A 23846-nucleotide genomic window follows, 5' to 3' on the forward strand; every position below is an offset into this window, starting at 1 on the left:
ATGGCGGGTCATGACGGCGTCCCCCGACCTGTTCGCATTCGTCCCCGACAGCGTCGTCATCTGGGATGACCGGGGGCGTGTGAAGGCCTGGAATCCGGCGGCCGTCGCCCTTTATGGTTGGACGGTCGAACAGGCGGTCGGCGCCAAGGTCGAGGATCTGCTGGGACTCAATCCGGCACATCAGACGGAGGCCGTGATCGAAAGACGAAACGCGGACGGACGGCCGCTTTTGATCCAGGCCATCTGGGCGCGGGGGGCGGGCGAAACCCTGGAGATCGGCCGCGACGTCACGGCTCAACGCGCGGTCGAGGACCAGCTCAAACGCTCGGAACTCCGGTACAGCAGCCTGTTCCAGGCCATGGCCGCCGCCTTCTGGGAACTGGATTTCGCGCCAGTGGGTGAGATGTTGCGCAAGCTGAAGGACCAGGGTGTCGACGATTTTCCGCGCCATTTCGACGACCATCCGGAGTTCGTTAGGGAGATGATGCGACGGACGAAGGTCGTCGACGTCAATGATACGACGCTCTCCATGTTCGGCATCGGCGGTCGTGAGCATCTCGCGTCCTCGGTCGAGCCTTACTGGCCCGAGAACAGCAGCGCGGTCTACGCCGCTTCCGTGAAGGCGGCGATCAGCCGGCAAAGCCATTACATGGCCGAGACCCGCCTCAGGCGGCGCGACGGAACGGAATTCGACGCCCTGTTCACCGCCGCATTTCCCCATGAAGGTCTGGCTCAAGGCGCCCTTCTGGTCGGCGTCATCGATATCTCGGATCGACTCTCGGCCCAGGCTGATCTGCGCCGCCTCCGAGACGAGTTCGCCCATGCCGCGCGGGTGTCGATGCTGGGCGAACTCGCGGCGTCAATCGCGCACGAGGTCAATCAGCCTTTGGCCGCCATCGCCACGAACGCCGCCGCCTGTTTGAGGTGGCTCTCGCGCGAAGAGCCCGACTTGGCGCGGGCCATCGGCCTCACGTCACGGATCGGCATGGATTCGCAACGAGCAGCCAACGTCATCGCGCGCGTTCGTAACATGGCCTCCAAACAGAGCGCGGCCTACGGCCCCCTTTCCATCCGCGACCTCGTCGACGAGACGCTGTTGTTCCTTCGCGATGAGCTTCAGGGCCGCCAGGCGCAGGTCGTAAAGACGGTAGAGAGGCTGAACGTGCATGGCGATCGCGTCCAACTGCAGCAGGTGCTGGTCAACCTCATCATGAACGCCATCCAGGCCGCAGCGCCCGGACACGCGCCCCGTCTGCGACTATCGGCCACCGACTGCGGTGACGAAGTGGAGATCGTCGTTGCAGACGACGGCCCGGGTCTTACGGCGTCGCCCGACAGTCTGTTCACCAGCTTCTATTCGACCAAGCCCGAAGGCATGGGACTGGGCCTGCCGATCTGTCGCTCCATCGTGGAATCGCACGGCGGCCGCATCGACGCCGCCAATCTTCCCGGCGCCGGAGCGGCGTTTACGGTTCGCCTACCGGTTAGCGGGGCCATACCAAGGTCTGAGGCCATGGACCTGACGTAGAATGGCGCGTCAGGGCCACGCGGTCGCATCCTCTCCCTAGACGAACCGGCTCCCCCCACGGTTCGTCCCTGATGAGGAGAGGCGTCGTGACGACCAGCGCATCCAGCCCCCCGATGTACCGCCCCGATCGCGCGGCGCTTCTCTTCATCGATCCCTACAACGACTTCCTGTCGGAAGGCGGCAAGCTCTGGCCCCAGTTGGCCCCTGTCGCGGAGAAGTACGACGTCATCGCCAATCTGCAGGCCGTCAGCCGCGCCGCAAGAAACGCTGGGTTGCGCATCTTCATCGTGCCGCATCACCGGGCCGAGCCCGACGACTTCGCAGGCTGGGACCATCCGACGCCCTACCAACTGGCGTCGTCCGAGATGCAGATCTTCGCGCGCGGCCAATGGGGGGGCGAGTGGCGGCCCGAGTTCGCGCCCCAGCCGGGCGATGTCGTCGTCAAGGAGCATATGAGCTCCAGCGGCTTCGCCAACACGGACCTCGATCTACAGCTGCGGCAACACGGGATCACCCATCTGATCCTGATTGGCATGATCGCCAATACCTGCGTCGAGACCACGGCCAAGTTCGCGGTCGAGCTCGGCTATCACGTGACCCTAGTGCGCGATGCGACCGCAGCCCTGTCCCTCGAAGCCATGCACGCGGCCCACGACATCAATGGGCCGACCTATGCCCACGTCATCCTGACGTCGGCCGAACTGCTGCCCGTCCTGCAGCCCCTCCAGAGGATCCAATCATGACCAAGACCATCGTGCTCATCCACGGCGCCTGGCTGAACAGCCGCAGTTGGGAAGCCTTCAAGGCCCGCTATGAGGCCAAGGGTTTCACGGTTGTAACGCCGGACTGGCCCCACGACGACCGGTCGCCCGCCGAGCTACGTCACGCCCCGGATCCTCAGCTTGCCCGGACTGGCCAAAAGGCGATCATCGACCACTTCGAGCGGATCATCCGAGCGTTGCCGGAAGCGCCGATCCTGATCGGCCATTCGTTGGGCGGCGTCTTCACCCAGCACCTGCTGGACCGCGGTTGCGGCGTCGCCGGCGTGGCCATCAATCCCGCTCCGACGCCCGGCGTGCCTCTGGGCCCACATGCGATCGTCTCGGCCCTCCCCATCTTCACCGATCTGTTCAGCTGGAGGAAGGCCAAGGTCATGTCGCGGCGCTTCTTCGAGACCCGCTTTGCCCAAACCGCGCCCAAGGACCGGGCGACCGAACTCTACGACCGCTACATCGTCCCGACCGCCGGCCGCGTCTACTGGGACGGCGTCACGGGGGCGTCAGGCCGCATCCAGTGGAACAATCCAGACCGCGCGCCACTGCTGTTGATCGGGGGCGACCTGGACCTGATCGCCGACGCCGACATGACGCGCGCCATCTATCGCAAACAGACCCGCGCGCCGTCCAAGACCGATTTGAAGATCTTCGAAGGACGGTCCCACTGGACCTGCATGGATGCGGGGTGGGAGGCCGTCGCCGACTACGCCCTGGACTGGGCGGTGGCGAACGCTCGTCCAGCGCGGGCATGACGGCCGACGGTAGGAGCAGGGTCATGTCCGCCGATCCCGTCGTCTTCGTTCACGGCCTCTGGGTGACCGCCGCCTCTTGGAGCCCCTTCGCGGAGCCTTGGCGCCAGGCGGGCTATCAGGTCCACACGCCGGAATGGCCGGTCATCGACCAACTGTCCGTCGCCCAGCTACGCGGCGATCCCCCAGACGCTTTGGGGTCGCTGTCTATCAAGGCGGTGGTGGACCGGATGGAGGCCCACATCCGGATGCTGGATCGACCGCCGCTTCTGGTCGGCCATTCATTCGGCGGCCTGTTCGTCCAACTGTTGCTCGATCGGGGTCTAGGCCGCGCGGGCATCGCCCTGAACCCAGCGCCGATCAGCGGCGTGGTTCCCGGTTGGTTGACACTCAGCGCGGCGGCGCCGGCGATCCTACGGCCCGCAGGTTGGCGCCGCCCCTACGCCCTGTCGCGGCGACTGTGGGCCGAGCGCTACGCCAACGCCGCACCGCCTGCGCTGCAAGCAGAAACTTGGGACCGATATGTCGTCCCGACATCGGGCCGAATAATTCATCAGGCCGCCTTCTGGCGGGGCACCCGGATCGATCCGCGGCGCCGCCGCCAGCCTCTGCTGATCACCGCCGGCGACCGGGATCGGTTGGTGACCCCCTACCTGTCGCGCGCCGCCTACCGCATCCAGCGCCGGTCGGCGGCGCCGACCGACTTCCTCGACTTTCCCGGCCGCTCCCACCTGCTGATCGCCGAACCAGGCTGGGAGACGGTCGCCCAGGCCTGCATCGCCTGGGACGCATCACACCGATCACGCCTGTCGGACATCGGCTTTATCAACGCCCCAGAAGGAGACTTCCTGTGACTACAGCTTCACTCGCCGCCGCCCGCTCCCTGCTGACGCCGACCGATCATGCGCTGATCCTTATCGACCACCAGTCGCAGATGGCCTTCCCCTTGAACTCCATCGAAGTGGGTGCGCTTCGGGCCAATACCGCCACCGTGGCCCGCGCCGCTGCGGCCTTCGCGGTACCGACCGTCCTGACCAGCGTTGCGGCCACCAGCTTTTCCGGCCCGGTCTTCCCCGAGATTCAGAAGGCCTTCCCTGGCGCGCCGATCATCGATCGCACCACGATGAACTGCTGGGAAGACGCGGCCGTGATCGCCGAGGTCAACCGGTTGGCGACAGATCGGATCGTGCTCGCGGGCTTGTGGACCTCGGTCTGTATCGCGGGACCAGCCCTGTCCGCCATCGAGCAGGGCTTCGAGGTCTATGTCATCGCGGACGCCTCTGGCGATGTTTCCAATGAGGCGCACGACCGGGCGATCCAACGGATGATCCAGGCGGGGGTCCGCCCCCTGACCTCGCTGCAATATCTGCTTGAACTGCAACGCGACTGGGCGCGGGGCGAGACCTATGACGCCACCACCGGCATCGCCATCGATCACTCCGGCGCCTACGGAATCGGCCTCCTCTACGCCAAGGCCATGCTTGGGGAGCACGCTCGCGAGGGCTGACAAGGTCGGACGTCGAGTGACGGCGATTTTAGAGGCGGACCACGGCCATGGCGGTGGCTTCTCCACCGCCGATGCACAGCGCCGCCATGCCCTTGGTTTTGCCCCGCGCCTTCAGGGCGGACAGCAGAGTTGTCAAAACGCGCGCGCCCGAGGCGCCCAGCGGATGCCCCAGGGCACAGGCGCCGCCGTTGACGTTGACCTTGTCATGCGGGATGCCCAGCTCTTGCATGGCGATCATGGGTACGATGGCGAAGGCCTCGTTGATCTCCCACAGATCGACGTCGTCCGCAGTCCAGCCCGCCTTGGCCAGCGCCTTTTGCAAGGCGAAAACGGGCGCGGTCGTGAACAGGCTAGGCTCGTGGGCGTGCGCAGCTTGGCTGACGACACGAGCGATCGGCGTCAGGCCCAGAGCCTCGGCAGTTGATTGGCGCATCATGACCAGAGCCGCCGCGCCGTCCGAGATCGAGGCGGCCGAGGCGGCGGTAATCGTGCCGTCCTTGCCGAAGGCCGGCTTCAGATTGGGGATCTTGGACGGGTCGGACTTGGTCGGTTGCTCGTCGCGGTCCACGACCACCATGCCCTTGCGGGTCTTGAGCTCAACCGGCGTGATCTCGGCGTCGAAGGCGCCGCTGTCCTGGGCGCGCTTGGCCCGGCCGGCGCTTTCGACGGCGTAGGCGTCCTGCTGTTCGCGGGTGAACTGATAGGCCTTGGCGGTGTCCTCGGCGAACTGGCCCATCAGCTTGCCGGGCTCGTAGGCGTCTTCCAGCCCGTCCAGATACATGCTGTCGGAAATGACGTCGTGGCCGATCCGGGCGCCGCCCCGGTGTTTCTGCATCAGATACGGCGCATTGGTCATCGACTCCATGCCGCCCGCCACGATCACCTCTGCGGATCCGGCCAGCAGGGCGTCACGCGCCATCATCGCGGCCTGCATGCCCGAGCCGCACATCTTGTTGATCGTCGTCGCCTCGGTCGAGATCGGCAGACCGGCACCCATCCCCGCCTGACGCGCCGGGGCCTGGCCCAAGCCGGCGGGCAGAACGCAGCCCATGATGATCTGTTCGACCTTGTTCGGATCCAGGCCCGCCCGGTCGAGCGCCGCCTTCACCGCCGTGGCGCCCAGGTCGGTGGACTTGGCGTCCGACAGCGCGCCCTGGAAACCGCCCATCGGCGTGCGGGCGTAGGAGACGATGACGACGGGATCGGCGGACATGGGCGGGCTTCCTCTTGCTTTGGCGTCTGAGATAGCGATCCGACCACCCGATGTGAACCGGCGGCCCGCTGCGGTCAGGCGAAATGAAGTCGACGGTAACGGCCACGGAAATAGAGCAGCGGGTCGCGGCGCGGTTCGAACCGGGCGCGCGTGACCCGGCCGATGAAGACCAGATGGTCCCCTGCCTCGACCACCTGATGGGTCGCGCATTCGAAACTGGCCAGCGACCCCGACAAGATGGGGGCGCCCGTGTCCCAGGTCTCCCAGGCCACGCCGTCGAACCGTTCGGCCGACGACCGGGCGAAGGCGCCCGACATCGGCTGCTGGCCGATGTGCAGGACATTGATGGCGAAATGCTCCGCGCGCTTGAACCGCTCCAGGTTGGACGAGCTTCGGGCCAGGCAGAACAGGATCAGCGGCGGGTCAAGCGACACAGAAGAAAAGGAGTTGGCGGTCAACCCCACCGGCTGGCCCGCCTCGTCCAGGGTGGTGACCACCGTCACGCCGGTGGCGAAACAGCCCAGGGCGTCGCGCAGGGTGCGGGGATCGGAGCCGGCCTGGTAGTAGAGGGCGTCGCGGGGCGCCTGCTGCTCCAGGAAGGCCAGAATGACGGCGTCGGCTGTCTCCGCCGGATCGGACAGCGTGTCGGGGTCCAGCGTCAGGATCGGCAAGCCGTCCAGGGGCGCTGTCGCCTCGACCGACGCCTGGCCCACGACGATCAGGCAACTGGCCAGGGGCGGCCCGGTGACGACCAGCGCCGACGCAACGCGCGCCAAGGTGTCGGCCGAACACAGGATAGCGGGCCGCGACGAGATGTCGGTCAGCAAGCCGCGCAGCGCAGTCGCCTCTTCGCCAGCGTCCAACGCGGGGGCCAGCAGCACATGCCGTCCGGCCTCGACCAGAGCCCGCACCCACTGGCGCCAGTCGGGCGAGACATGTTCGGCCGGGCCGATCAGAAGGACGACGGGATCTTCCGGATCGCCCCAACCCTGGACATCCAGGCCTCCGATCCGGGGCGGCGATGCGATCATGAGGCGTGGCGGTCCAGTGCGAGCGGTGAAAGGCGTCTAATAGGGCAGGTCCGGCCGCAAACGCCACGATTTACGCCTGCGCCTACGGATCGGATCACCCGGCGTCCAGATCAGCCAGCCGCCCGCGCAGCATCTGCAGCATGGCCGAGAAGTCGCGACCGCCGTGACCCAGGCCGTCGAACAGGGCGTACATCGCCTCGGCCTGGGCGCCCAGGGGCGTGGAGGCGCCCGACTTGGCGGCGGCGTCCTGGGCCAGTTTCAGGTCCTTAAGCATCATGGCCGTCGCGAAGCCGCCCTGATAGTCACGGTTCGACGGCGCCGTCGGCACCGGGCCGGGCCAGGGGTAATAGCTGGTCACGCTCCAGCACTGGCCCGAGGACTTGGACGCGATCTCGAAGAAGCGTTCGGGATCCAGGCCCAGCTTCTCGGCCAGGGCGATCGCCTCGCACGTGCCCAGCATGGAGATGCCCAGCAGCATGTTGTTGCAGATCTTGGCCGCCTGACCGGCGCCGTGATCGCCGGCGCGGATGGTGATCCGGCTCATGGGCTCAAGCGCCGCTTCGACACGCGCAAAGTCGCCTTCGTCGCAGCCGACCATGAAGGCCAGGGTCCCGGCGTCCGCCGCCGCCGTGCCGCCCGACACCGGCGCGTCGGCGAAGGCGTATCCCGCCTCCTTGGCCAGGCCCGCCACCTTGCGCGCCGTCTCGACGTCGATGGTCGAGCAATCCAGCAGCAGGGCGCTGGACGGCGCCGCGCCGATGATCTGTTCGGCGTAGACCTTCAGCACATGGGGGCCGGCGGGCAGCATGGTGATCACCACCTCGGCGTCACGCACGGCCTCGGCCACAGAAGCCGCAGGCGCGCAGCCTGCCGCCGAGGCCCGCTCCAGCGCCGCCGTGCTCAGGTCGAAGGCGGCGACCGCGTGGCCGGCCTTCGCCTGATTGGCGGCCATGCCGCCCCCCATATTGCCCAGGCCGATGAAGGCGATCTTGGTCATGGTCTCTCTCCCTGTGTCGGCGCCTCTATCTGTCTAGGGGCGTCCATTTTTCGTTGTCCGGCAGCGGCGCGAACAGCGCGTCCAGCGTCGCCTCCGTAACGCCCGACAAGTCCGCCGGGGACCATCGGGGCGTATTGTCCTTGTCCACGATCACGGCCCGCACCCCTTCCTGGAAGTCGTGGGTCCGCACCACCCGACCGCCTAGGGCGTACTCCATCGCCATGTTCTCGGCGAAGCTGGCGAGCGTCGCCCCGGTCCGGAGCTGGCGCAGAGTCACCTTCAGCGATTGCGGCGACTTGGTCTTCAGCGTCGTTAGTTGCGCCAGCGCCCACTCCGACCCGTCCGCCTCCAACTCCGCGAAAATCTCCTCGACCGTGTCGAAGGCGAACAGTCGGTCGATGGCCTCGCGGTGGGCGTTCAGCGGCGCCTCTTCCGGCTCGGTGGCGCAAACCCAACGGTTCGCCTCGTCCAGCGGGTCCGCCGGGTTCGCCAGCAACGCGTCTTTGAAGCCTTCGATATCGATCGCCGGAACGAAGTGGGTGTGGATCCCCAACGCCACCGTATCCGCCGCCTTCAGCCGCGCCCCCGTCAGAGCCAGCCAAACGCCGGTCTGGCCCGGCAGACGCGGCAGGAACCAGCCGCCGCCGACATCAGGAAACAGGCCGATCCCCGTCTCCGGCATGGCGTAGGTCGTCCGCTCGGTGGCGATGCGGATGTCCGCCGGCTCCGAAATCCCGACGCCGCCGCCCATGACGATCCCGTCCACGATCGCCGTGATCGGCTTGGGATAGTCGAACATCAAATGGTTCAGCCGGTATTCGGCCAGGAAGAAGGCCTTGGCCTCGGACGCATCCCCCGCCCCGCTCTCGGCGATCATGCGGATGTCGCCCCCGGCGCAGAAGCCGCGTTCGCCGGCATGGTCGATCAGCACCGACTGCACCGCCTCATCGTCGCGCCAGATCAGCAGGGCCTCGGTCATCGCCTCGCACATCGGACGGTTCAGCGCATGTATCGCCTTGGGCCGGTTGAGGATTATCCGGCCGACGCCGTTCTCGATGCGGGCGATGATTTCGGCGTCGCTCATCGCGCCATCTCCCGTGCAATGATCACCCGCATGATCTCGTTCGTCCCTTCCAGGATGCGGTGAACCCGCAGGTCGCGCACGATCCGCTCCAGCGGATAGTCCTTCAGATAGCCGTAGCCGCCGTGCAGTTGCAGGGCCTCGTCGGCGATCTGGAAACAGGCGTCGGTGGCCAGACGCTTGGCCATGGCGCACCATTTCGTCTTTTCCGGATGATCGGTGTCGATGGCCCAGGCGCCGCGCAGCACCATCAGCCGCGCCGTCTCCAGATCGGTGGCCATATCGGCCAGACGGAACTGCAGCGCCTGAAACTCACCCAGCGGTTTGCCGAACTGTTTGCGGGTGGCGACGTAGGCCTGCGCCGTCTCCAGCGCCAACCGCGCCCCGCCCAGAGAGCAGGCGGCGATGTTCAGTCGACCGCCGTCCAGCCCGGCCATGGCATAGCGGAAGCCCGCTCCCTCCTCGCCCAGCAGATTGGCGACGGGCACGCGGCAGTCGTCGAACTGGACGATGGCGGTGGGCTGGGCGTTCCAGCCCATCTTCTTCTCCTGCCCCCCGAACGACAGGCCTGGCGTGCCGGCCTCGACCACGACGGCGCTCACGCCCTTCGCGCCCTCGCCCCCCGTTCTGACCATGACCACATAGAGGTCGCTGGTCCCTGCTCCCGAAATAAAAGCCTTGGACCCGTTCAGCACATAGTGGTCGCCGTCGCGCACGGCCGTGGTCCGCATCGCCGCTGCATCCGACCCCGATCCCGGCTCGGTCAAGCAGTAGGAAGCGATCTTCTCCATGCCGACCAGATCCGGCACGAACCGCGCGCGCAGATCGTCCGACCCGAACCGGTCTATCATCCAGGTCGCCATATTGTGGATCGAGATGAAGGCCGCCGTCGCCACGTCTCCGTGCGACAGCTCCTCAAAGATCAGCGCCGCCTCGACCCGGCCCAGGGCCATGCCGCCGTGTTCTTCGCCGGTGTAGATGCCGCAAAACCCCATCTCGGCCGCCTGCTTCATCACGTCGACAGGGAAGTGTTTCTCTTCGTCCCAGCGGGCCGAATGCGGCGCCAGTTCAGCCTCGGCGAAAGTGCGCGCCGCGTCCTGAATGGCGCGCTGGTCGTCGTTAAGGGCGAAATCCATGATCTCTCAACCTGCTCCGTCATCCTCGGACTTGATCCGAGGATCAGACGCGGGGGCGAATTGTGAGTCCCCGTCGTCGCATTAGCGGCGGACAATCCGGCCCTCGGGTCAAGCCTGAGGGTGACGGCGTTTTAGGGTCAGCGCATCGTCGGAATGACGAACGAACTGTCCGAATGCTCCAGCGCCGAGTCCGGCCAGCGGGCCGTCACGGTCTTGGTCTTGGTCCAGAAGCGGACGCCCTCCATGCCGTGCTGGTTGATGTCGCCGAAGGCCGACCGTTTCCAGCCGCCGAAGGTGTGATAAGCGACCGGCACCGGGATCGGCACGTTAATGCCGACCATGCCGACGTTGACGCGGGCGGCGAAGTCGCGGGCGGCGCGGCCGTTCTGGGTGAAGATCGCCACGCCGTTGCCGTACTGGTGCTGCGACGGCAGAGCTAGGGCTTCCTCGAAGCTCTCGGCGCGGACGATCTGTAGCACCGGGCCGAAGATCTCCTCCTGATAGGCCGACATTTCCGGCTTCACATGGTCGAACAGCGACGGGCCGATGAAATAGCCTTTCTCGTGCCCCTGAAGGCTGAAGTCGCGGCCGTCGACGACCAGTTCGGCGCCTTCTTGAACCCCCTTTTCGATCCAGCCCAGCACGCGGTCCTTGTGAACCTGGGTGACGACCGGGCCGTAGTGGGCCTCGGCGTCGGTGGATATCCCGACCTTCAGGCTGGGGATCTCGGCGACCAGACGTTCACGCAGTTCGTCGGCCGTCTTCTTGCCCACAGGCACGACCACCGGCAGCGCCATGCACCGCTCGCCCGCCGAACCGAAGGCGGCGCCGGTCAAGTCCTTGACCACCTGGGCCATGTCGGCGTCGGGCAGGACAATGCCGTGGTTCTTCGCCCCGCCCATGGCCTGGACCCGCTTATGATTGGCGGCGCCCATCTGATAGACATAATGGGCGATGTCGGACGAACCGACGAAGCTGACGGCGTGCACCAGCGGGTGGGTCAGGATAGCGTCGACCGCCGTCTTGTCGCCGTGCACCACGTTCAGCACGCCATTGGGCGCCCCTGCTTCCAGCATCAGTTCGGCCAGGCGCGCCGGCAGGGACGGATCCCGCTCGGACGGTTTCAGCACGAAGGTGTTGCCGACCGCGATGGCCACGCCGAACATCCACATCGGGATCATGCCGGGGAAGTTGAACGGGGTGATGCCCGCCACCACGCCCAGCGGTTGGCGCATCGAATAGACGTCGATGCCGGGGCCGGCGCCCTGAGTGTATTCGCCCTTCAGCGCGTGGGGGATGCCGCAGGCGAACTCGATCACCTCCAGCCCGCGCTGGATGTCGCCCTTCGAGTCGGCGAGGACCTTGCCGTGCTCGCTGGACAGCAGCTCGGCCAGTTCGTCCATCCGCGCCTCGACCAGGCGTTTGAAGTCGAACATGACGCGGGCGCGGCGTTGCGGGTTGGTGCTGGCCCAGCCGTCGAAGGCGTTCTGCGCCGCCTGGACCGCACGATCGACCTCACCGACGCTGGCCAGCTGGACGCGGGCCTGGACCTCGCCGGTGTTGGGATTGAAGACGTCGCCGAAACGGCCGGACGCGCCTTCGAAGGCCGCGCCGTCGATGAAATGGCGAATGTCGCGCACCATACCTGAGATTCCCTATGACGTTATTGCTGTTGGCGCCGTCATAGCAGGCAGGATCATCCTCTTGCAGCCCCACCAAACGTAAAACGTCCCCCATCCCGCAAAGGCCTGTCCGCGCGAGGCTCAGAGATAACGACAGCAGTTCTCAACCAGACGACATTGTTACAGGCACCAGAATAAGGTCATTTACGTAGAAGAAAGACAGATAATATCGCTAATGATTATCATGAGTTACAGCTGTTACATCGCTGAAATAACTGTTCCCACTCCCCTCCGAGTTGATATAGAACCACCCTATACAACCGGCGACTTTAACTCTCCCGTCTAGTGGGGAGGCGTCGTTTGGGGCTGGGTGGGAGACCAGGACGTGGAGTCTTTTGCAGAGAGCATCCTCATGGATGCCCCTATGGCTATCATCGCGATCAACGGGTCCGGCACGGTTCGCTGCGCCAATGCGACCGCCGAGCGGTTTTTCGGGCGACCCTTGATCACGCCGGCGACCGATATTCGCGAGTTGCTCGAGGATTTCGACGTCGCGACGCTGAGTTCGCCATCGGTCGTCGAAGACATCAACGCCGCAAGCCGCAGCGCCGGAAAAGACCTTCATAGAAAGGCGCGGCGTGTCGATGGTCGGCAAGCCTTCGTAGACGTGCAGGCTGCGCGGTTCTCAAGGGCGGGAGAAGACTTGGTCACCCTGTTCATCCAGGACATGACGGCCTCTGTCGCGGCCGAGGCGGCGCTTCAAGACGTCAAGCTTCAGATCATTCACAACTGGCGGCTGAACTCACTCGGGGAAGTGGCGTCAATGCTGGCCCATGAACTCAATCAACCGCTTGGCGCCGCCGTCAATTATCTCGCGGCTGCCGACTCTGCCTTCGTCCGGTGTGAGAATGCGACCGAGGTGGCGGACATGATGAGAGGGGCCCGAGGTCAGGTCGAGCGCGCAACCGACATTATACGGCGCCTCCGGTCGCTCCTGACCCACGACAAGGGGTTCCAGACTCGAGAGAATGTCGCCGAAGTGATCAACGAGATCCTGCCGATCCTTCACGTTCATGCACGCGAAACAAAGGCCGAGATCACCGCCCGGATCGATCCGGGCGACTTCACGCGTTGTGACCGCGTCCAACTACAGCAAGTCGTGCTGAATCTGGCCAGGAACGCCATGGACGCGCCTGCGACGGGAGCGCCGCGCAAGGTTGAGATTTCAGGCCGATTGACGCCCGGAGGATATCTCATGGTGGTCAGCGACAACGGTCCGGGCGTGCCGTCGGAAATGGCCGACAAGCTGTTCGAACCGCTCGTGAGCAGCAAGCCGGGGGGAATGGGGCTTGGCCTCACGATCTGCCGAACCATCGTCGAAGCCCACGGCGGCGGCATTGATCTCGCACCCAGCCCGCTCGGCGGCGCCGCTTTCGCCTTCACCCTCAACGCCAATGTGCATGATCTTCATCTTCCCAACGGCGCTTCTGAACGGGACGTCGATCAAGACGAGTACAGGCAAGGCGCTGCGAAGACCGCAGGAGGCCGTTCATAATCAGGGTTACAGTCGGCAAGTCTCTGTTTTCATCGCCGATTATCGACGCCAGGTAGGTACTTGCCACTATTGAAAGCTGCAGAGACTGAATTAGAAGCGGTCTATGGGATCACGTGGAATCATTGCCGCCGGACTCCTGCCTGCTGATGACAAGGCGGCTGCGACGCTGGTCGCTTTTGACACCCTTATCCAACAACTGGATCAGCTTCTGGATCATCTGTTCATTGATGGCAGCCTGAACGAGTCGACAGTCCAGGCCTTGAATATCGTTGAAAAGGCCGGCCGGCGCGGGCTCAGGCAGTGCGCGCTGGTCGACGCCATGGACCTGCCCGCGGCGACCATCTCGCGAATGGTCGACGGGCTCGTCAAGAATGACCTGATCACCCGCAGCGCCCATCCGACGGACCGGCGCGTCACAATGCTTTCCCTGACGGCGGTGGGCGAGCAACGTCTCGCGCGTCGTCGCGCCGACTATCGCGGCTTTGCTGCGGCTCTGCCTCCTGAGGCGGTCGAGGCCATGCGCACCATGTCGCCGATGTTGGACGACTTCATCCAATCCCTCGCGATGACCGCACGGGAAGAAGCCGCTTAGGACGAAGGTTGCACACCGCAACCTTTTCACATCTCAACTCAGATTAACCCTGACTTAGGCGTAACCGCTCATCTTTTCCGAAGCATCGGAAAGGGCGAGCATGTCTGCAGATATGGAACTTCAGAAACGGCTGGATTTTCTGAAGTTGGACGCTCGCGCCAAGACGGCGCTTTCCAAGGCGCGGCCTGATATCGAGGCCGCGCTTGGGCAGAGCCTGGACGCATTTTATGATCAGGTCCGCGCCACCCCTGAAGTGTCGCACTTCTTCAATTCCGAAAGCCATATTGCGGGGGCGAAAAGCGCTCAATCCAAGCACTGGTCCCTTATCGCCTCTGGGGATTTCACACCTGAGTATGTCGAGGGCGTCCGTCGAATCGGACAGACCCATGCCCGGATCGGGCTTGAGCCGCGCTGGTACATCGGTGGTTATGGACTGATCCTCAACGGTCTGATCAAGGCCATCGTCAAGGCGCACTCCGGCAAGCGCGGCCCGTTCGGCCGCAAGGACGACGGAGACGCCTTGGGCGAGGCCATCGCCAGCGTGGTCAAGGCCGCCATGCTGGACATGGACATCGTCATTTCCCTTTATCTTGAGGCGGCCGAAACCGCTCGTCGCGAGGCGGACGAGAAGCGCGCCCAGGCCGAGGCCGAACAGAGCCGGGTCGTCGCCGCCACGGCGGACGCCCTGACCGCGCTGGCCCAGGGCGATTTGACGGCGCGGATCCACACCGACTTCCCCGGCAGCTACGCGCGGCTGAAAGAGGATTTCAACGCCGCCATGGCCCAACTGGACGCCGCCATGGCGGAAATTTCGGGCAACACCCAGGCCATGCAGGCCGGGGCGAGCGAAATCAGCGAGGCCGCCGACGACCTGTCGCGGCGGACCGAACAGCAGGCCGCGACGCTCGAAGAAACGGCCGCCGCCCTCGACGAGATCACCGCCACGGTGAAGAAGACCGCCGAGGGGGCCAACCAGGCCGCGACAGTCGTGGAGACGTCGCGCGTGGCGGCGGAGAAGTCACGGGAGATCGTGCATCGCGCGGTCGACGCCATGGGCGCGATCGAGTCGTCAGCCGACAAGATCGGCCTGATCATCGGCGTCATCGACGAAATCGCCTTCCAGACCAATCTGCTCGCCCTGAACGCCGGGGTCGAGGCGGCCCGCGCGGGCGAGGCCGGGCGCGGTTTCGCCGTCGTGGCCTCCGAGGTCCGCGCCCTGGCTCAGCGGTCAGCCGAAGCGGCGCGAGAAATCAAGTCGCTGATCACGGCCTCATCCGTTCAGGTGAAGTCGGGGGTCAGTCTAGTCGGGGAGACGGGCGAGGCCCTGTCGGCCATCGTCGCGCGCGTGATGGAAATCGATCAGTTGATGTCCGAGATCACCGCCTCGACGCAGGAACAATCCACGGCGCTGCACGAGGTCAATACGGCGGTGAACCAGATGGATCAGGTGACGCAGCAAAACGCCGCCATGGTCGAGGAATCCACCGCCGCCAGCCACAATCTGACGCAGGAAGGCGCGCGTCTGGCGTCGCTCCTGGCGCGCTTCCAGGTCACGAACCAAAACAGTGCGGGACAGGCTGGCAGGGCCGCCGCCAAGCCGTCGAACAACGCCCCACCGCCGCGCTCCCCACGACCGGTCGCCACTCCGGTCCTACGGCAGACAGGATCCGCGGCGCTCGCCGCCGCGCCAGAAGCGAACGAATGGGAAGAATTCTAACCGGGCGCGTCACCAGTCTATGGGTTTGCCGTCCCAGGCGAAGAAGCGACCGCTGTCCGACGGCTGAAGCCCATCGATAACCCGCAGGAGCGCCTGAGCCGATTCAGCCGGAGACAATCGGCCGGCGACCGGCGAACGCGCGGGAAAGGGCGCGCTGAGGCGGGTTTCGACCGTTCCCGGATGTAGCGCCGCACAAACCCCCAGGGGGTGGGTCCGTCGGTGTTCGACGGCAAGCGTGGCGATGAACATGTTGAGCGCGGCCTTGGACGCCCTGTAGCCGTACCATCCCCCCAGTCGATTGTCCGAAATGCTGCCCACGCGCGCCGACAGGGCCGCAAAGACACCGGGCCGGTCGCGGGGCGTCAAAGGCAGGAAATGCTTCGCCACCAAGGCCGGACCGATGGCGTTGACGAGAAACAACTGCTGGAGCGCAGCGGCGTCCAGAGCCCGCATGGTCTTCTCTGGCGCCACGCCCTGGCCTTGAAGCAGACCGGTCGCGACGATCACGCGCGACGGCACTCCCTGGAGAGCGACGGCCTCTGCAGCGCGGGCGATCTGCGCCTCGTCGGTGATGTCCGTCTCGATGAAGCGCCAACCCGCGTCGTCAGGCCAGTCCGACGGCCTAGTCCGCCCTAGGCCGATCAGGCCGTCATAGCGGTTCTGCGCCGCCAGTCCTTGCAGCAGGGCGGCCCCAATGCCGCCTCCGGCTCCGACCACGACGGCGAGATTTCCCGTCTCCGTCATCCGTCCCTCATTCCTCTGAAAGGATGGCGTCGATCCGCCGTGCAAGAACCTTCAGTTCGAAAGGCTTGGTCAGAATATGCATCCCCGGATCGAGGTGGCCGCCGCTCAAGACAGACGTCTCGGCATAACCCGTGATGAACAGGACCTTCAGTCCAGGCCGGCCGACCCGCGCAGCGTCCGCCAACTGTCTGCCGTTCATTCCGCCCGGCAGTCCCACATCGGTGATGAGAAGATCGATGGTTCGCCCCGAGTTCAGGATGGCCATGCCCTCACGACCGTCCCCGGCTTCCAACAGCTCATAACCGGCATCCGCCAGGCCCTCAGACAGCAGCATGCGTATCGTGGCTTCGTCATCAACGATCAGCACAGTTCGCTGTCCCTGGGAGTGCGTAGCCGCCGGCGCGTCTTCGATGGCTCCATCAAGGTCTAGCGCACCGAAATATCGGGGCAGATAAAGGCAGATCGCGGCGCCCTCGCCTGGTCGGGAACAGATCTGAACCTGCCCGCCCGACTGCTGGACGAAGCCATAAATCATCGACAGCCCGAGGCCGGTGCCCTGGCCGAGGGGCTTGGTGGTGAAGAAGGGATCAAAGGCGCGCGCGATCACGTCGTCCGTCATGCCGACCCCCGTGTCCGTCACGCAGATCCGCACATACTCGCCCGCTTCCAGATGAAAAGCCGCGTCCACGGACTTGTCCATCCAGCCGTTGGACATTTCGAGCGTCAATTGTCCGCCGTCGGGCATGGCGTCGCGGGCGTTGATGCAGAGGTTGAGAAGGGCGTTCTCAAGCTGGCCCGGATCGACCAACACAGGCCAGAGACCGGCTTGATAGCGGGTTTCGAACTGGATGGCCGGTCCGATGGTCTGACGGATCAGGTCCTCCATGCTGCGGGCCAAGGTTTCGACGTCCGTCCCCTTCGGCTCAAGCGTCTGGCGACGTGAGAAGGCGAGCAGACGATGCGTCAACGCGGTCGCCCGCTGGGCCGCCGCCTGCGCCGCAGAAATGAAGCGGCCCGCCTCCGCCACCCGCCCCTCGGCGATCCGCTTGGCCAACAGCTCCAGACTGCCCGATATCCCGGTGAGCAGATTGTTGAAGTCATGGGCGATGCCTCCGGTCAGCTGACCTACGGCTTCCATCTTTTGGGACTGACGCAGGGCGGCTTCGCTGGCCAAGAGTTCGGCGGTCCGCTCCTCGACCGTCCGCTCGAGGGACGCCGCCAGCTTGGCAAGATGCCGTTCGGCCCGTCGGCGTTCACGCGCCGCCAGGGTGCGCTCGCCGACGTCGCGAAGGAATCGAAGCTCGTCCTCTTGCCAGGCGCGCGGCGAGCCGTGGTTCAGATAGACCAAGGCCACCATCCCAGCCTGGTCCCGCAGAGGCATGTTCACGACAGCGCGCGCGTTGATAGCCTCAAGGGTTGGGGCGGTCGCCACAGTCCGCGGGTCTTCGCGGGCATCGGAAAAGGCGACGGTCTCGCCCCGCTTCAGGTCTTCGATATAGGAGCCGTAGTCGCGGAAGTTGAGCACCCCGGCCAGGGTCTCTACGCCCGCGGCATTCCAGTCGCGTGCGATCGTGATGGTTTCCTCATCGCGATCCACGATGCCGAATCCAGCGCGGCTGACCTCAAGCGTGTGTCCCAGTATCTCCGCTGCAGCATAAGTGATCTCCTCCGGGTCTTCGAGATCGCGCAAAACATCCGAGAGCTCCACCATGGCCGTTCGGAGCCGTTCGGCCCGCACACGCTCGGTGATATCCGTGGTCACGCCCGCAATGCGACGAGGTCGATCATCGGCGTCGAGCACCAGGATGCCTCTCGCCTCCATCCAGCGCACATCCCCCAACGGCGTGATGACCCGGTGGATGATGTGATAGTCAGCCCCGTCCCGAATGGTCGCCTCGCTCTGCGCGAGCACCGCATTCCGGTCGTCGGGATGGATCATCTTCTGACGATCATCGTAGGTGAAGCCCGTGTCGACCGGCCAGCCCATCAGGGTTTTGTAGGCGTCGGAGGCGACAAGCGTGCGGGTCTGAACATCGACGCTCCACGCGCCCAAACCCCCAGCCCGCATCGCCAGATCCAGCTCACGATCCCGGTCGCGATCCGCCCGCAGCCTGGTCGTCAACTCGGCTTCAAGTGCGGCCTTGTCGGTCTGCAAGCCGGCGAGGCGAGCGCGTTCGATTGTGACATCGACCTGGCTGGCGAAGAAGTAGGTCAGGGCTCCGTTCGCATCAAACACTGGGGCCATCAAAAGACGGTTCCAGAAGCCTTGCCCGTCCTTGCGATGATTGCGGATGTCGATCTCGATAGGTCGGACGGCGTCCACGGCTTCCCGTATCAGGCGTACGGTCTCGGGGTCGGTCTCAGGCCCCTGGAGGAAGCGGCAGTTACGCCCGACGATCTCCTCACGGGCGTAGCCTGTGAGCCGACAGAAGGAGTCGTTGGCAAACACCACGGGATTGTCGGCTTGCCGCGGATTCGTGATGATCATCGGCATGCGCGTCGCGCGAACCACCGAAACGAAGGGATCCGTGCCGCCGTCCAGGCCCAGAACCTCCGCCGCGATCCGCTCGGCTTCCTGCCTGACGTGGTCTGCGCTTTTCGGATCGTAGGGGTCGGACTCAGTCAATCGCCTTCACCTCGGCTACGTTGGTCAAACGAGCGCACGGGCATCAAAACACACGAAAAGCTCTACGGTTCATCGCGTCCGGCGGATGTCTGGAGCGGACGTTTAGCGTATTTGAAGAGGCCAAACCCTCCTTTGAACGATTCCGTACACAAAATGCCCGCCCTGTTCAGCTTAAACTACCGGAACCATTAAAGAAATAACGCTCACGGCGGAACCGAGTCCGCCCCCGGCCATTTCGTTCTGCGGCCCGGCTTGGCGGGTCGGAGCACACATCATGAAGATCGCGCAGGTCACACCGCTTTATGAGGCCGTTCCTCCGAAGCTTTACGGCGGAACCGAGCGCGTCGTGGCGCATCTGACTGACGCCCTGGTGGACCTGGGGCACGATGTCACCCTGTTCGCCAGCGCCGACGCCCAAACCCGAGCACGGCTGGTTCCGGTTCGCGATCAGGCCATTCGCCTTGACCCAGCGCCTCTGAAGTCCGACCTCGCCGCCCACCTGTCGATGCTGGGCGAAGTGCTGGACCGCGTCGATGAGTTCGACGTGATCCACTTCCACACAGACATGATCCACTTCCCCTTGTTCAGACCTTATGCGGATAAGACCGTGACCACCCTGCACGGTCGCCTGGACATGAAGGACCTGCCGGGGGTCTATGCGCGCTGGGATGAGTTCGGGCTCATTTCCATCTCAGACGACCAGCGCAGGCCGTTGCCGCTCGCCAACTGGAAGGCCACTGTCCATCACGGCATGCCGGGCGAGCAATATCTATTCTCGGCCCAGTCGCAGGGCTATCTGGCATTTCTGGGTCGGATTTCTCCTGAGAAAAGACCTGACCGAGCCATCGAGATCGCCACCAAACTGGGCAAACGCCTGAAGATCGCGGCCAAGGTCGACGCCGCCGACAAGATCTACTGGGAAGAGACGATCCGCCCCCTGGTCGAAGGCAATCCGCTGATCGAGTTCGTCGGCGAGATCGGCGACCATCAAAAGTCGGCCTTCTTGGGCGGCGCCGACGCCCTGCTGTTCCCCATCGATTGGCCTGAACCCTTCGGTCTGGTCATGATCGAGGCCATGGCCTGCGGTACGCCTGTCGTCGCCTTCCGTTGCGGGTCGACCCCCGAGATCATCGAGGACGGAGCCACCGGCTTCCTGGTCGACACGATGGAGCAGGCCGTCGCCGCCGCCGGTCGCGTCCATCTGCTGGACCGCGAGGCCGTGCGGGCCCGGTTCGATCTGCGCTTCTCGGCGACCGCGATGGCGCGCCGTTATCTGGACGTCTATGGCGATCTGCTGGCGCGTCGTCCGTTCGCCGGAGCAGTTTTGAAGGCAGAGGAAGTCCTGGACGACGTGGTCACGCCCCTCCGTCCCCTGGCCGAAGAACGCAGCTTCGCCGCCAGCGCATAAGCGCCGCCTTACCGGTTTCATGAAGAAAAACAGGCGGCGGAGGTGAACCCTCCGCCGCCTTCGCCATTTGATCACTCAAGCGGCTCCTGAAGGCCGCATTCGGGTGGGATAGGCTCGGGACTGGCCTCAAACGAAAGAGAGAGACCGCATGGACGACGCCTACAGCACGCAACTGACCGCAGGCGAATCCATCGAGGCCTCGGGTCTCGAACAGCTGATGGCGCTCAAGGAAGGGGACACCTTCCTGGTGGCTGACGGCTGGGGCGACATGACGGGCGGCGCCGACGGCCTTTTCGCCGGCGATACCCGCGTGCTGTCGCGCTGGACCATGACGGTCGGGCTGCTGAAGCCGTCGCGGCTGTCGTCGGGCGTCAGCCAGGACAATGTCTTCTTCTCCTGCCACACCACAAACCGGCCCCTGCCGCCGATGGGCGGGCGTTCCGCGCCGGCGGGGGTGCTGCACATCGAGCGGCGTCGCTTCCTGTGGGGTCGGCGGATGTTCGAACGGATCCAGATGGTCAACCACGGGGTCGAGGACATACTGCTGCCCCTGGCCTTCGACTTCGGCGCCGACTTCCATGACATATTCCAGGTCCGAGGCACGCACCGAGCCAAGCGCGGGACAATCCACGCCCCCACCACCGACGGCCGCCGCGTCACCTTCCGCTACACCGGCCTGGACAAGGTGGATCGCTCCAGCTGTTTGGCGTTTTCCGAGCCCCCCGCCCGCCTGACCCATCAGCGCGCCGAGTTCATGTTCAGCCTTCCCAAGGGCAGGCAGGTTGATCTGTTTATCGAATGCGGCGTCGATTCCTGTGAAGCCCCGGACGCCCGACGCTGGCGTGAAAACGCCGTCCAGGCCCGCCTGGCCATGCGCGCCAAACGTCGTCGCGGGGCCTCGGTGCGTGGGCCGCGCAGCCCGCGATTCAATGACTGGCTGGACCAGTCGCGGGCGGACATGGCCCTGTTGACGACCGACTTGCCCACCGGCCCCTACCCCTATGCCGGCACGCCCTGGTTCTCGACCCCATTTGGTCGCGACGGCATCATCGCCGCCTGGCAGATGCTGTGGCTGGACCCGTCGCTGGCCAAGGGCGTCCTGACCTATCTGGCCTCGCGCCAAGCGACCGAAACCTCGCTGTTCCAAGACAGTCAGCCGGGCAAGATTATGCACGAGACCCGCGGCGGCGAGATGAGCGCCCTGCACGAGGTGCCGTTCGGCCTCTACTACGGCGGGGTCGACACGACCTGCCTGTTCATCGCCCTGGCCGGCGCCTACGCCAGCCGCACCGGCGATCTGGACCTGATCCGCTCGCTCTGGCCCAATCTGATCGCAGCCGCCGACTGGATGCGCGACTATGGCGACTCCAACGGCGACGGCCTGATCGACTATCAGCGCGGCGCCGACACAGGCCTGTCCAACCAGGGCTGGAAGGACTCCGAGGACTCGATCTTCCACGCCGACGGCCGCTTCCCCAAGGGGCCGATAGCCCTGCTGGAGGTCCAGGGCTACGCCTTCGCCGCCTGGCGCGCGCTTGGCGATCTGGGCAAACGCCTCAATGACGACCGCGCACCCGAATGGCGTATGCGCGCCGACCAGGTCCGCGCCCTGGTCGAGGACAAATTCTGGATGGAGGACGAGGGCTTCTACGCCGTCGCTCTGGACGGCGACGGCCAGCAGTGCCGCGCCATCGCCTCCAACGCCGGCCACCTGCTGTTCACCGGCCTGCCCTCGGTGGAGCGCGCCCGGCGCGTCACCAAACGGCTTCTGTCGGCCGAGTTCCGCACGGGGTGGGGCATCCGCACCCTGGAGCTGGGTCAGGCCCGATTCAATCCGATGAGCTATCACAACGGCTCGGTCTGGCCGCATGATACGGCCATGGCGGCCGCCGGCATGGCCAACTACGGCGAGCGTCAAGCCGTCGCCGACATCCTGGCGGAGATTTACGCCGCCGCCGCCCATTTCCATCTGCGCCTGCCCGAACTGTTCTGCGGCTTCCCGCGCGAACCGGGCGAGCCTCCCATCGCCTATCCGGTCGCCTGTCTGCCCCAGGCCTGGGCGGCGGGGTCGGTCTTCCTGATGCTTCAGGCGGCGCTCGGCCTCTCCATCGACGCCTGGACCGGAACCATCGACATGGCGGACCCCGTGCTGCCCGCCGGACTGGAAAGATTGAAGATCACTGGGTTGAAGGTCGGCGACGCCGTGGTCGATCTTTCGATCCGGCACGTCGATGGCCGCGCCGTCGTCATACCGGATCATCGTCAAGGCAGGCTCGCAGTTCGGACCCTGCGTTGACCGCCTGATGAGCCTCGCCGCCTTCATCGATCCGCGTCTCGAGCGCAACTACCTCCGGGACCTCGGACGGGCGTTCGCCGGCGCTCTGGTCTTCAGCATCCCCCTGCTGATGACGATGGAGATGTGGGAGGCGGGGGTGGCGATGGCGCCCTGGCGGCTGCTGCTGTTCGTGGGGTCGGGCCTCCCGCTGCTTTACGGCCTGGCCTACTATGCCGGCTTCTCCAATCGACGGGGTCTTTTCAATGACCTGCTGGACACGGCGGTCGCCCTTGCGGTCGGCTTCATCACCGCCTCCATCCTTCTGATCCTGTTCGGCGTGGTGGACTGGAACGCATCGCCTCGCGAAGCCCTGGGCATGGTGGCGATCCAGGCCGTTCCAGGCGCCCTTGGCGCCCTCCTGGCCCGCAAACAGTTGAGCGGCGGCGACAAGGGCGACACCGACGAGGATCAGGCCTCCTATATGGGCGAACTGTTCCTGATGTCGGCCGGCGCGCTGTTCTTCGCGCTCAATATCGCGCCGACCGAAGAGATGATCCTGATCGCGTACAAGACCACCGCCGTCCATGCTCTGGGCCTGATCGCCCTGTCCGTCCTGCTGTTGCACCTGATCGTCTTCAAAGCGGGCTTTGCCGGACAGGAGGAAGCGGATCGTCCGCTCGAGGCCTTCCTGTATTTCACCCTGCCCGGCTACGCGATCGCTCTGGGGATCAGTCTATTCGTCCTGTTCGTTTTCGGGCGAACGGACGGGCATTCGATCGACGGGGTTCTGCACACCATGATCGTCCTGGGCTTTCCCTCCGCCATCGGCGCGGCCGCAGCCCGATTGCTGGTCTGAGCCATGAACGCGAAAAAGACCCCCGAGAAGCGACCCGTGCTGCAGTGGGTCATGGCCGCCCTGGGCGGAACTGTGACTTTGGCGGCCATTGGCGTCATGGTCTGGGAGGGTCTGCAACCCAGCTCGCCGCCCATCCTCATGGCCCGCATCGTCAAGGTCGAGGTTACGGCCGCAGGCCATATCGCCACGATCCAGGTGAAGAACGACGGAGACGACACCGCTGCAGCGGTGAATATTGAAGCCGCGCTGGGTGATCAGACCGCCAAAGCGACGCTGGACTATGTGCCCGGCCATGGGGAAGCCGAAGCCTATCTCCGGTTCGAAGCGGACCCTCGCACGGCCGCCGTAAGGGTCGAGGGCTGGTCCGCTCCTTAAAGCGGCCGGTCGAGCCGGCTTGCGGAAACGCCAGGGGCTCTGCGGCGTTAGGCCAACA

At 65.3% G+C, this 23846-nt stretch carries 20 protein-coding genes; 12 read left to right on the top strand and 8 right to left on the bottom strand.

Annotation, left to right across the window (positions count from 1 at the left end):
* Positions 1 to 10 precede the first annotated feature (10 nt).
* The 5 genes from PKE72_RS06265 to PKE72_RS06285 all read left to right on the top strand — a co-directional run bounded on the left by PKE72_RS06265 (position 11) and on the right by PKE72_RS06285 (position 4560).
* Positions 11 to 1528 carry a PAS domain-containing sensor histidine kinase gene (locus PKE72_RS06265; RefSeq protein ID WP_271164507.1) on the top strand — a complete coding sequence of 506 codons (1518 nt, stop codon included), beginning with the start codon at positions 11 to 13 and terminating at the stop codon, positions 1526 to 1528.
* A gap of 86 nt (positions 1529 to 1614) precedes the next feature.
* A complete protein-coding gene (locus PKE72_RS06270) occupies positions 1615 to 2271 on the top strand; it encodes a cysteine hydrolase family protein (RefSeq protein WP_271164508.1) in 657 nt (218 codons plus the stop codon).
* On the top strand, positions 2268 to 3056 hold the full coding sequence (locus tag PKE72_RS06275; RefSeq protein WP_271164509.1) for an alpha/beta hydrolase: 789 nt from the start codon (positions 2268 to 2270) through the stop codon (positions 3054 to 3056). Before PKE72_RS06270 ends, PKE72_RS06275 begins: the two co-directional genes overlap by 4 nt.
* Before the next feature lie 23 nt (positions 3057 to 3079).
* Entirely contained in the window at positions 3080 to 3907 is an 828-nt protein-coding gene (locus PKE72_RS06280) for an alpha/beta hydrolase (RefSeq protein WP_271164510.1), read from the top strand.
* Positions 3904 to 4560: an isochorismatase family protein gene (locus PKE72_RS06285; RefSeq protein ID WP_271164511.1), complete on the top strand. Its 657-nt coding sequence runs from the start codon at positions 3904 to 3906 to the stop codon at positions 4558 to 4560. Before PKE72_RS06280 ends, PKE72_RS06285 begins: the two co-directional genes overlap by 4 nt.
* 28 nt (positions 4561 to 4588) lie before the next feature.
* On the opposite strand, the gene PKE72_RS06290 is transcribed toward PKE72_RS06285, so the two are convergent.
* From PKE72_RS06290 to PKE72_RS06315, 6 genes are all read right to left on the bottom strand, one after another.
* Positions 4589 to 5773 (bottom strand): acetyl-CoA C-acyltransferase, encoded by a 1185-nt coding sequence (locus PKE72_RS06290; RefSeq protein WP_271164512.1) that lies wholly within the window; start codon positions 5771 to 5773, stop codon positions 4589 to 4591.
* A 74-nt stretch (positions 5774 to 5847) separates the two neighbouring features.
* Positions 5848 to 6804, bottom strand: a complete 957-nt coding sequence (locus tag PKE72_RS06295) for a flavin reductase family protein (protein WP_271164513.1) — start codon at positions 6802 to 6804, stop codon at positions 5848 to 5850.
* 94 nt (positions 6805 to 6898) lie between these two features.
* Positions 6899 to 7801, bottom strand: a complete 903-nt coding sequence (gene mmsB, locus PKE72_RS06300; RefSeq protein ID WP_271164514.1) for a 3-hydroxyisobutyrate dehydrogenase — start codon at positions 7799 to 7801, stop codon at positions 6899 to 6901.
* Positions 7802 to 7826: 25 nt separating this feature from the next.
* Complete coding sequence (locus PKE72_RS06305; RefSeq protein ID WP_271164515.1) at positions 7827 to 8885, bottom strand: enoyl-CoA hydratase/isomerase family protein; 1059 nt, start codon at positions 8883 to 8885, stop codon at positions 7827 to 7829.
* Positions 8882 to 10018 (bottom strand): isobutyryl-CoA dehydrogenase, encoded by a 1137-nt coding sequence (locus PKE72_RS06310; RefSeq protein ID WP_271164516.1) that lies wholly within the window; start codon positions 10016 to 10018, stop codon positions 8882 to 8884. The genes PKE72_RS06305 and PKE72_RS06310 overlap by 4 nt, the downstream gene beginning before the upstream one ends.
* A 137-nt stretch (positions 10019 to 10155) precedes the next feature.
* Positions 10156 to 11658: a CoA-acylating methylmalonate-semialdehyde dehydrogenase gene (locus PKE72_RS06315; RefSeq protein WP_271164694.1), complete on the bottom strand. Its 1503-nt coding sequence runs from the start codon at positions 11656 to 11658 to the stop codon at positions 10156 to 10158.
* Positions 11659 to 12064: 406 nt separating this feature from the next.
* Between PKE72_RS06315 and PKE72_RS06320 the strand changes: the two genes are divergently transcribed.
* The 3 genes from PKE72_RS06320 to PKE72_RS06330 all read left to right on the top strand — a co-directional run bounded on the left by PKE72_RS06320 (position 12065) and on the right by PKE72_RS06330 (position 15504).
* Entirely contained in the window at positions 12065 to 13195 is a 1131-nt protein-coding gene (locus PKE72_RS06320; RefSeq protein ID WP_271164517.1) for a sensor histidine kinase, read from the top strand.
* 103 nt (positions 13196 to 13298) lie between these two features.
* A complete protein-coding gene (locus PKE72_RS06325) occupies positions 13299 to 13787 on the top strand; it encodes a MarR family winged helix-turn-helix transcriptional regulator (RefSeq protein ID WP_271164518.1) in 489 nt (162 codons plus the stop codon).
* A 100-nt stretch (positions 13788 to 13887) separates the two neighbouring features.
* On the top strand, positions 13888 to 15504 hold the full coding sequence (locus tag PKE72_RS06330; protein WP_271164519.1) for a globin-coupled sensor protein: 1617 nt from the start codon (positions 13888 to 13890) through the stop codon (positions 15502 to 15504).
* A gap of 9 nt (positions 15505 to 15513) precedes the next feature.
* Here the strand turns inward: PKE72_RS06330 and PKE72_RS06335 are convergent, their stop codons facing one another.
* Both PKE72_RS06335 and PKE72_RS06340 read right to left on the bottom strand, forming a co-directional pair.
* Positions 15514 to 16248, bottom strand: a complete 735-nt coding sequence (locus tag PKE72_RS06335) for an SDR family NAD(P)-dependent oxidoreductase (protein WP_271164520.1) — start codon at positions 16246 to 16248, stop codon at positions 15514 to 15516.
* A gap of 7 nt (positions 16249 to 16255) precedes the next feature.
* Positions 16256 to 18874, bottom strand: coding sequence for a PAS domain-containing protein (locus PKE72_RS06340; protein ID WP_271164521.1), 2619 nt, complete (start codon positions 18872 to 18874; stop codon positions 16256 to 16258).
* A gap of 274 nt (positions 18875 to 19148) precedes the next feature.
* On the opposite strand from PKE72_RS06340, the gene PKE72_RS06345 reads away from it, so the two are divergent.
* From PKE72_RS06345 to PKE72_RS06360, 4 genes are all read left to right on the top strand, one after another.
* Complete coding sequence (locus tag PKE72_RS06345) at positions 19149 to 20282, top strand: glycosyltransferase family 4 protein (protein ID WP_271164522.1); 1134 nt, start codon at positions 19149 to 19151, stop codon at positions 20280 to 20282.
* A gap of 148 nt (positions 20283 to 20430) precedes the next feature.
* Positions 20431 to 22578 carry an amylo-alpha-1,6-glucosidase gene (locus PKE72_RS06350; RefSeq protein WP_271164523.1) on the top strand — a complete coding sequence of 716 codons (2148 nt, stop codon included), beginning with the start codon at positions 20431 to 20433 and terminating at the stop codon, positions 22576 to 22578.
* Between the two features lie 7 nt (positions 22579 to 22585).
* Positions 22586 to 23413: a TIGR02587 family membrane protein gene (locus PKE72_RS06355; RefSeq protein ID WP_271164524.1), complete on the top strand. Its 828-nt coding sequence runs from the start codon at positions 22586 to 22588 to the stop codon at positions 23411 to 23413.
* Positions 23414 to 23416: 3 nt separating this feature from the next.
* The gene (locus PKE72_RS06360) at positions 23417 to 23788 is read left to right on the top strand and encodes a hypothetical protein (RefSeq protein WP_271164525.1); all 372 of its coding nucleotides are present in this window, start codon (positions 23417 to 23419) and stop codon (positions 23786 to 23788) included.
* Positions 23789 to 23846: the final 58 nt, after the last annotated feature.

The organism is Brevundimonas intermedia, from assembly GCF_027922165.1.
Lineage (GTDB): Bacteria > Pseudomonadota > Alphaproteobacteria > Caulobacterales > Caulobacteraceae > Brevundimonas > Brevundimonas intermedia.